Source organism: Microcoleus sp. B9-D4, from assembly GCF_036705105.1.
GTDB lineage: Bacteria > Cyanobacteriota > Cyanobacteriia > Cyanobacteriales > Microcoleaceae > Microcoleus.
In genome coordinates this window covers 50,045-57,586 of sequence record NZ_JAUBTS010000048.1, presented here as the reverse complement: position 1 = coordinate 57,586, position 7,542 = coordinate 50,045, and the positions used below count along the sequence as shown (strand labels likewise).

Here is a 7,542-nt window from a genome sequence, read left to right as displayed (position 1 = left end):
GCCCGTCCTTTTTGGACGGGCGGGACGCCCATCCCACAATAACAATTAAAATTGTAAGTTATTTAATTCGCGATCCTTAGAGGGAAATTTTATCCCCCAGTCTCTTTCAATCCCTGGGTGATCTCAACATTGTATCAGTAACAGGCTTTCCGGCCTGTTCCACAAAGAGTAAACCGGGACTTATTATAGATATCAGAATAACCAGCAATCAAAATAACCAGCGGGCGGCGAATCGTCATGCAAAATTTGAGCTTTGTCTAAATTAGGTATAGCTTCAGCCAATTCTCTACCTACTTTTATCTCAAGCGCCCTGTCTGTTAAGGGAAAGGAAAATTGATAGCCATGTTGCAAATATTTTGCCTTAGCAACAATCTCATCTTTCCCTAAAATAGCGCTGTTAGTACCCATCAAAACGCTGTTAATATCCTTCCACGGACACACGCACACTTGAGAAAACACGCTTTGAAAAGTCTTGATTTTTTCGGCATAAAACTGATCTCTGTGCAGCAGATTGGCTAGCACAACTCCCTCGCTAGACAAGTGTTTTTCGCAGATTTGATAAAATTCTTTGGTGGATAGGCGATGCGGAAAGTAGCCGTTGCCAAAAGCTACGTCGATCATGATGATATCGTACTGAGTATCTGATTTTTGCTGCTCTAAATACTCTCGGCCGTCTTGAATTGTTACAGTTAGCCGAGGGTCCAATTTTACCCCAAAACACTGTGTAGCTGCTTCGATCGCGATCGGATCGACATCCGCACATTCTATAACAGTTTCCGGCAAATAGTGGTGCAAAACTAAGGGAATTCTGCCGCCGCCAAATCCAGCTATGTAGATTCTTTGAGGTAGGCTTTGCCACACTAAACCCAACATCATCGCCTGAGTATATTCAGACACTAGATGTAAAGGATTGTTGAAATCGAAAACAGATTGCAGTAAATCTGTTTGCTGATTTATTTTTTCTACTAAAGATAGCTTAATGTGCGATCGCTCTTTTGTGACTGCAACATAGTGAACACCCGACTCTTTGCAAAAAATAACTTTGTCTGGCTGTTGCTGTAGCCAAGCCAGCCGCTGTCCAATAGCGGATAAATTAATAGATTGCCAAGTTTTGTGTTCCTCAATCATGTGATTTTAAATTTTGATTTTAAATTTTATTTAAATTCGATATTCTCTAAGAATATAGCCTCATCAACGCGGTTTCTACCACAATGGCTGAGTCGCCCGGTATCTCCGAAGAAACCGGGTTTCTAGTCAAGGCTGAGGCTAGTCAGTCGATTTTAGATTTTAGATTTTAGATTTTAGATTTACCCCACAGATAAATCTGGGAGTTTGAACTTTGGTCTAAAATTTTTATCTTTCCACGACTTAAGTCGGGGGCTCGCATCCGTTTTTGGGCTGGGTCATGTTCTCATTTTTCAGCAGGGCGAAGAACGAGAAGACAACAGAAATTCACCCGATTACAGCCGCTTATACGCCACCAATTCCAAACCTGAAACCGAAAGTTCCACTTTTTCCCAATCTTGCTTGTCACCTTCTAACTTTTCAAAGGCTGCTGAGGTAAGCAAAATCTCTCCCCGTTCCGCCAAATCCTCTCCCAGCTTAGATGCCAGATTGAATTCCGCTCCGTACATATCCTCTCCTTCCAGCATCAAAACATCGCCACAGCCAATACCAATGCAGAGGTAAATATCCATCTCCGGCGGCAGTGTGGTGTTGACAGCCGCCGTGTGTTTCAAAGAGTCGATCGCAGCTTCCACCGCTGATTTTACATCGGGAAAAACTGCAAAAATATTGTCAGCTTCCTCCTTAACTACAGTGCCGCCGTATTCGGAAATTATCGGTTTGACAATTCCGTGCATCCGGTGAATCATTGCCAAAAAATGAATAATTCCGTAGCGGACTGTCGTTCGCGAAAATCCCGACATATCCATTACTAAAATTGCGTAATTTTTGCGAAAATTTGAATTGATTTTTTCATCAATCTCAGCCATTCTTTCGGGATATTCGTTTCTTTCTTGCAGCAACTTTTCCAAGTTAGCGCGGTTATTTGTTTTCATTTGAGGTTTTCAATTAAATTTCCAATCGCGACACAGTTCTTGAGGTCGGCAAGCCGGATGCACCGCACAATTGATGCCGTCCTTGCCGTAATAATACTCGCAGACTTTGCAAGGTTTAGTTTGCTCTAATTTGTTCATCAAAATTGCCCGAATTGTCTGGACTCGGTTGCGATACTTGTTTGCATTCGAGTGACTCGGTTCAATTGCCAAAGCTTGCTCGAAAGCTGCTAAGCTGGAATCGTACAATTTAATAATTTGAGAACTGTATTTTGTCCAAGCATCGGCATGGCTTTGATACAGTTCGACTGTACTTAAGTTTAATAGCCCGTATTCTGTCCAAGCGTCGGCTGAAGCTCGATCGAACTTAATATTGGCATTGAGCAAAACTTTTTTGATCGTTGCCAAAAGTTCCCTCGGCTGCCAAGGTTTGCTAACATAAGCCTCGGCGCGATCGCCCTGGAACCTCGCAAATAAAGCTAACTGCTGTCCCTTGCCTGTTAAAAATACCACCGGTATGTTCCGAGTTTGGGGGTTAGCTTTAATTAAACGACAAACCCCGTAGCCGTCTAGACGGGGCATTATGACATCTAATAATACTAAATCAGGGCAATTTTTCTCAATTTTATCCAGCGCTTCCACACCGTCAGATGCCTGAATTACATTCAATCCGCTGCATCTCAACTGATGTGAAATGCACTCGCGCTGGCTGCGGGAATCTTCCACCACTAAAACTGTACTCATCACTCCCCACCTGGTTTTTGAGGTAAACTTGTTCGTTGCTTCGAGTTGCCCTTGCTGAAATCAGTTTACCCACATTGGAAGAGTTTGTTATCACTGGCAAGCTAAACTTACTCAAATTGCAACAAATCTTAAACTGGCAAGCAAAGGTGATACTTATCAGAAAATGCTGGTTGCTAATACGCGGACAATTATTCGAGGTTTAGGCGGTAAATATTCGGCTTTTAAGCCTTAATAGCGACAAAATGTAGTGATTTCGGGCGAAAACCTTGTTGAATTGCAACAGATAATCGGCTACTGTATACGTTACAGTTCTTAAACACGACAAATGAATAGATTGCTCCTCACTTTATTGGTAAGTCCGACGCTATTTGGATCTGTGATGTCTTTGAGCGCGATCGCAAATACCCCTCTAATTAGCGAAACACCAGCTCAATCGGCTGATTCGCCTCAATGCGTGCCCTCGCCCCACACTCAGCGTCTGACTTGCGTGCGGCTTTCTGGCAAGTCTGCTGCTGTAGCTTCTAAGCCGAGAATTAGTTGGCAGCGCCCTGCTGACGAACAGGTGGCAATGTTGGATTTTTCGGAAGAAGAAAGCGATGCGGCGGTGGCGCTGTTTGGCTGCGACTGTCAGATGTGTATCAACTCGCTGCGACAGTTGCGCGGTTTGCCACCTCTGGATCTAGCTTCTTGAGGGCGATCGCGCCATAGTGTTCGAGCTAACGTTTGAATCTTGCTCAAATCGCGATCGTTGCGAAATTTGATAATTGCGGGACGATCGCACTTTTCATCTACCATCACCTATTCAGAGCGGCGATCGAGCAGTTCAGAGCGATCGACCTTGTGATGTCCACAAATTTCAATAATTTCTCACCCCTACAATGCCCTTCGATGTCTTTCGGGCAAAAGGCATACTATCGAATTCTATCACAGCTCAACAGTTGTTTTTTTTGATATTTCATCAGTCTATAATTTGGCCGTTTGTAATGGCGAAGGTTATTCGCAGCTACACTAACGAGACTGCCAAAAGTTGTAGTTTTGGGTTGGTAACAGTAGATGAATGCAGATCAACGCTGATGTTGCAAATCGATCGCACCCGCCGCCAAAATTAAATGTATAATATTAACGAAGTAAACCGCTACGAGTGAATCATGTCCGCAAACACCGCGCTACCCGCCGCCCTAGCTAAAATCGTTCAGCGCTTTCAGCGACATTCCGATCCGAAACAGCGCTACGAACAACTGCTGTGGTATGCCAAGCGACTACCAGCATTTCCCGAAAGCGACAAACTGCCGGAAAACAAAGTTTCTGGCTGCGTGTCGCAAGTTTATATTACTGCAAATTTGGCAGAGGGAAAAGTTTTGTATCAAGGCGATTCAGACGCTCAGTTAGTCAAAGGATTAGTTGGCTTGCTGGTGGAAGGTTTGAGCGGATTAACGCCTGCTGAAATTGTCACCATTACCCCAGATTTTATTCAAGACACGGGATTGAATGTGAGTTTGACACCTTCCCGCGCTAACGGATTTTACAACATTTTTCAAATGATGAAAAATAAGGCACTTGCTTGTGAATTGAGCAAGCAAGCCGAAGCAAATTAAAAGAAGAAACAGTCATGACTCAAACTACAATTTTAACAAAATCAGGTTCGGGCAACTATTCCGCCGCCGTTCAAGAATATATCTGGAATTGGCAAGAAACGCAAATCAAAGTTATTTACGAAACCAGAGGACAGGGAAATCCTGTATTGCTGCTGCCGGCTTTCAGTACGGTTTCGACGCGAGAAGAAATGCGTCCTTTAGCAGAATTGTTAGCTCCTAAATTTCAAGTGGTGAGCTTAGATTGGCCGGGTTTCGGCGACTCGGATCGCCCGCAAACCGACTATAAACCGCAATTATACTATCAATTTCTCAAAAATTTTGTTGAGGCAAATTTTAATAGTCCTGTGGCTGTAGTTGCAGCAGGTCACGCTGCGGGTTATGTGATGAAATTAGCGCAATCAAAACCGAATGTTTGGTCAAAGATTGTGTTAGCTGCGCCCACTTGGCGCGGGCCTTTGCCGACGATGAGCAAACAGCAAAGCGGCTGGCACGGAATTGTGAGAGAATTAGTACGATCGCCCTTACTGGGACAATTCCTATACAAACTCAACACAGCGCCGTCATTCCTCAGTCTCATGTACCGCCGCCACGTCTACGCCGATGCAGCTAAAGTCACGCCAGATTTCATCCAAAGCAAATGGCAAGTGACGCAAAAACCCGGTGCTAGGTACGGTTCCGCTGCCTTTGTGACTGGTGGTTTAGATACGGCAAAAGTGCGATCGGAATTTACAGATAAATTTCAACAATTAGCAGTGCCGGTGATGGTTGTAATTGCTGAAAATGCGCCGCCAAAATCAAAGGCTGAAATGGAAGCATTAACGGAATTACCGGGTGTTGAATCGCGAGTTATTCCCGGTTCTTTGGGTATGCACGAAGAGAATGCTGAAGCTTTGGCAAATGTGGTTAAATCTTTTATTTGAGAGGATTAAGAGGGGATGAACCGCAGAAGGCGCAGAGAACGCAGAGGGGAGGAATGCAAGCTGTTTTTTTTACGTTAGTTTGGATTTTTTGCTATTGGTTTTGTCTGCCAGTTTATGCTGTCGGAGATTCGCCGATGGTCAATTTGCCACAGAGTACGATTGAAGGTGCGATCGACTTTCACATTCATTCTTCTCCTGATGTGATTCCCCGCAGATTAGACGATTTTGAAGTAGCGAAATTAGCTGCTAGGGCGAAGATGAAAGCGGTTGTATTGAAAAATCATTATGCCAGTACAGCAGCGCGGGCCGTTTTGGTTAATAAAATAGTACCAGAAATCCAAGTTTTCGGAGGAGTTGTTCTTAATCATTCGGTAGGCGGCATTAATCCCGACGCTGTAGAAGCAATGCACCGCATTGGTGGCAAATACGGTAAAGTAGTGTGGCTACCAACCGTTGATGCTGAGCATAACTTGCAGGTTTTTCACAAGCCGGGAATTGGGATTAAAGTTGCGGAAAATGGCAAGGTTTTACCGGAAACAGCAGCGGTGTTGAAGGTTGTAGCCAAAGATAATTTGATATTGGAAACCGGTCATATTTCCTCAGAAGAAGTGATGGCGGTTGTCGGTGAAGCCAACCTCCTCAACATTAAAAACATCCTCATTACCCACGCAATGGCGGATGTACCCGGTTTATCCCTAGAAAATATGCAAACAGCCGCCGCAGCCGGAGCTTTCTTAGAACTCGCATTTGTGAACGATTTGATGGGAGAAAATGCTGCTGATGACGGACACAAAAACTGGCATCAAGTTTCTATTAGTAAGATGGCAGCAGCGATTAAACTAATAGGAGCAGAGCATTTTGTTCTCAGCACGGATTTAGGAAGGAAACCCGATCCTTTGCCTGCGGAAGGTTACAAATTATTTGTGGAAAAATTAATAGATGAAGGCATTTCTCCGCAGGAAATTGATTTGATGATGAAACACAATCCAGCTCGATTGTTAGGCATTTAGAATTGGTAATTGGGTATTGGGAATCAGGGATTGGGAATCGCTAATTGAGAATTCTCTTCCCTCTTCCTTCTGCCTTCTGCCTGACATCGGTTACATCCGTTACATCCGTCGAGCGAATCCGTTGCCGAACTTCCTTCTTCCTGACATCCGTTACATCCGTCGAGCGAATCCGTTGCCGAACTTCTTTCTTCTATTCTTGATTGCCTTTGCCGTTCAAGTATCCGTTATCTGCAATGCGCCAACCACCCCCAGCATTGCCCGTTAAATCGCTATCTTCCACGGTAGCAATGCCATCTCTGTAAACGGCGATCGCCTCACCTTCATTACCATTAATCCGACACCGGCGCACGATCAATTTTCCTCCCAATCCGACACCTATTCCCAAACTGCCGTTGTCAAAAATACTGCAATCTTCCACCGTTGCTTTCCCATTATCCGATATAAAAATTCCGTTCCATACCCCATCATGAATTTGACTGCGGCGGAGGATAGAACTTGCATCAGGGCCGCAAATTCCCACCACAGAATAGTCCGCAGAAGTGATATCGCTGTCTTCTACGATCAACTCGCCTTTGCGAATATCTACAGCGTAATATTTCCCAGTGGCGCTCAGAGTTAAACCCCGGACTAAAGCAGTATCACTTGCCATTTTAATGCAGTTTGAGTTGATACTTTCAACCACAATGCGATCGACCTCTCCGCTGCCGATAATTTCTACCGATTTGTCGAGAATTAGACTTTCGCGATAAACGCCTGGATGCACGTCAATGCGCGTGCCCGGTGCTGCATTTTTCAGCGCTTCGCTAATAGTAGTATAATCGCCTTGACCCTGCTGAGAAACAACAAATCCTTTACTCTTCAAAACTTGGGGAGCAGAAGTAGATGCTTTAATTTGCCCTGATTCCGAGTCAAAATGCTCAGATTGTCGTGAGCCAGCTTCGGAAAGTTGCGATGTTAGCAGCAAGCGTTCTTGATAAACTGTCTCTAGCTGGTGTTCTAACTCGGATACTTGAAATTGAAGTTGAGCTTGATTCTGGTGGGCTGTCTCGATTTGACTTTGAGTTTCCGAGAGTTGAGAATAAAGGTGCGATCGTTCTCTGTTAGCCGTTTCTAGCTGAGATGCCAATTCAGAGCGACTTTGACGCACACTTTCTAACTGACTTTCTAAGTCTGATACTTGAGATTGAAGTTGAGTTTGATTCTGATTGGCTGTCTC

The 7,542-nt window shown here is 44.4% G+C and carries 9 protein-coding genes; 5 read left to right on the top strand and 4 right to left on the bottom strand.

Annotation, left to right across the window (positions count from 1 at the left end):
* Window positions 1-192: 192 nt before the first annotated feature.
* The 3 genes from QUB24_RS23995 to QUB24_RS23985 all read right to left on the bottom strand — a co-directional run bounded on the left by QUB24_RS23995 (window position 193) and on the right by QUB24_RS23985 (window position 2,801).
* Window positions 193-1,128, bottom strand: coding sequence for a fused MFS/spermidine synthase (locus QUB24_RS23995; protein ID WP_333156008.1), 936 nt, complete (start codon window positions 1,126-1,128; stop codon window positions 193-195).
* Window positions 1,129-1,460: 332 nt separating this feature from the next.
* Complete coding sequence (locus QUB24_RS23990) at window positions 1,461-2,060, bottom strand: adenylate/guanylate cyclase domain-containing protein (protein ID WP_333156007.1); 600 nt, start codon at window positions 2,058-2,060, stop codon at window positions 1,461-1,463.
* 9 nt (window positions 2,061-2,069) lie between these two features.
* Window positions 2,070-2,801, bottom strand: a complete 732-nt coding sequence (locus QUB24_RS23985) for a response regulator (RefSeq protein WP_333156006.1) — start codon at window positions 2,799-2,801, stop codon at window positions 2,070-2,072.
* Between the two features lie 325 nt (window positions 2,802-3,126).
* Between QUB24_RS23985 and QUB24_RS23980 the strand changes: the two genes are divergently transcribed.
* From QUB24_RS23980 to QUB24_RS23960, 5 genes are all read left to right on the top strand, one after another.
* The gene (locus tag QUB24_RS23980) at window positions 3,127-3,492 is read left to right on the top strand and encodes a hypothetical protein (RefSeq protein ID WP_333156004.1); all 366 of its coding nucleotides are present in this window, start codon (window positions 3,127-3,129) and stop codon (window positions 3,490-3,492) included.
* Between the two features lie 292 nt (window positions 3,493-3,784).
* A complete protein-coding gene (locus QUB24_RS23975; protein ID WP_333156003.1) occupies window positions 3,785-3,910 on the top strand; it encodes a hypothetical protein in 126 nt (41 codons plus the stop codon).
* A 39-nt stretch (window positions 3,911-3,949) separates the two neighbouring features.
* Window positions 3,950-4,396: a SufE family protein gene (locus QUB24_RS23970; RefSeq protein ID WP_333049786.1), complete on the top strand. Its 447-nt coding sequence runs from the start codon at window positions 3,950-3,952 to the stop codon at window positions 4,394-4,396.
* A 14-nt stretch (window positions 4,397-4,410) separates the two neighbouring features.
* A complete protein-coding gene (locus QUB24_RS23965; protein ID WP_333156002.1) occupies window positions 4,411-5,316 on the top strand; it encodes an alpha/beta hydrolase in 906 nt (301 codons plus the stop codon).
* Between the two features lie 53 nt (window positions 5,317-5,369).
* Window positions 5,370-6,326, top strand: a complete 957-nt coding sequence (locus QUB24_RS23960; protein WP_333156001.1) for a DUF6282 family protein — start codon at window positions 5,370-5,372, stop codon at window positions 6,324-6,326.
* A gap of 190 nt (window positions 6,327-6,516) precedes the next feature.
* Here the strand turns inward: QUB24_RS23960 and QUB24_RS23955 are convergent.
* Window positions 6,517-7,542: right-handed parallel beta-helix repeat-containing protein (locus tag QUB24_RS23955; RefSeq protein ID WP_333156000.1), on the bottom strand; the 1,026-nt coding region annotated here is incomplete at its 5' end.

Excerpts from the sequence above, each read along its gene's own strand:
- QUB24_RS23985 (WP_333156006.1), bottom strand. The coding sequence starts at position 2,801 with ATGAGTACAGTTTTAGTGGTGGAAGATTCCCGCAGCCAGCGCGAGTGC.
- QUB24_RS23980 (WP_333156004.1), top strand. The coding sequence starts at position 3,127 with ATGAATAGATTGCTCCTCACTTTATTGGTAAGTCCGACGCTATTTGGA.
- QUB24_RS23970 (WP_333049786.1), top strand. The coding sequence starts at position 3,950 with ATGTCCGCAAACACCGCGCTACCCGCCGCCCTAGCTAAAATCGTTCAG.
- QUB24_RS23975 (WP_333156003.1), top strand. The coding sequence starts at position 3,785 with ATGGCGAAGGTTATTCGCAGCTACACTAACGAGACTGCCAAAAGTTGT.
- QUB24_RS23960 (WP_333156001.1), top strand. The coding sequence starts at position 5,370 with ATGCAAGCTGTTTTTTTTACGTTAGTTTGGATTTTTTGCTATTGGTTT.
- QUB24_RS23990 (WP_333156007.1), bottom strand. The coding sequence starts at position 2,060 with ATGAAAACAAATAACCGCGCTAACTTGGAAAAGTTGCTGCAAGAAAGA.
- QUB24_RS23965 (WP_333156002.1), top strand. The coding sequence starts at position 4,411 with ATGACTCAAACTACAATTTTAACAAAATCAGGTTCGGGCAACTATTCC.
- QUB24_RS23995 (WP_333156008.1), bottom strand. The coding sequence starts at position 1,128 with ATGATTGAGGAACACAAAACTTGGCAATCTATTAATTTATCCGCTATT.